Source organism: Streptosporangium vulgare, from assembly GCF_042428775.1.
Taxonomy (GTDB): domain Bacteria; phylum Actinomycetota; class Actinomycetes; order Streptosporangiales; family Streptosporangiaceae; genus Streptosporangium; species Streptosporangium vulgare.
In genome coordinates, this window is sequence record NZ_JBHMBS010000168.1 from 1 (window position 1) to 579 (window position 579).

Here is a 579-nt window from a genome sequence, read left to right on the forward strand (position 1 = left end):
GATGAGGCGCGGAGTAACGTTGCGCAGGCCGTAATTGAAGCCCGTGGTAAATAAGCCTAAGGGTTAATACCAAAGTCCCGTGCTCTCTCCTGAAGGGGAGAGCACTATAGTAAGGAATATAGCCGTGTCTAAAGAAAAATTTGAACGTACAAAACCGCACGTTAACGTTGGTACTATCGGCCACGTTGACCACGGTAAAACTACTCTGACCGCTGCAATCACCACCGTACTGGCTAAAACCTACGGCGGTGCTGCTCGTGCATTCGACCAGATCGATAACGCGCCGGAAGAAAAAGCTCGTGGTATCACCATCAACACTTCTCACGTTGAATACGACACCCCGACCCGTCACTACGCACACGTAGACTGCCCGGGGCACGCCGACTATGTTAAAAACATGATCACCGGTGCTGCGCAGATGGACGGCGCGATCCTGGTAGTTGCTGCGACTGACGGCCCGATGCCGCAGACTCGTGAGCACATCCTGCTGGGTCGTCAGGTAGGCGTTCCGTACATCATCGTGTTCCTGAACAAATGCGACATGGTTGATGACGAAGAGCTGCTGGAACTGGTTGAAAT

The 579-nt window shown here is 52.8% G+C and carries 1 protein-coding gene; it reads left to right on the forward strand.

The window, feature by feature from the left end:
* Window positions 1–124 precede the first annotated feature (124 nt).
* A partial coding sequence (locus ACFFRH_RS44970; protein WP_000031726.1) for a GTP-binding protein occupies window positions 125–579 on the forward strand: 455 nt, incomplete at its 3' end.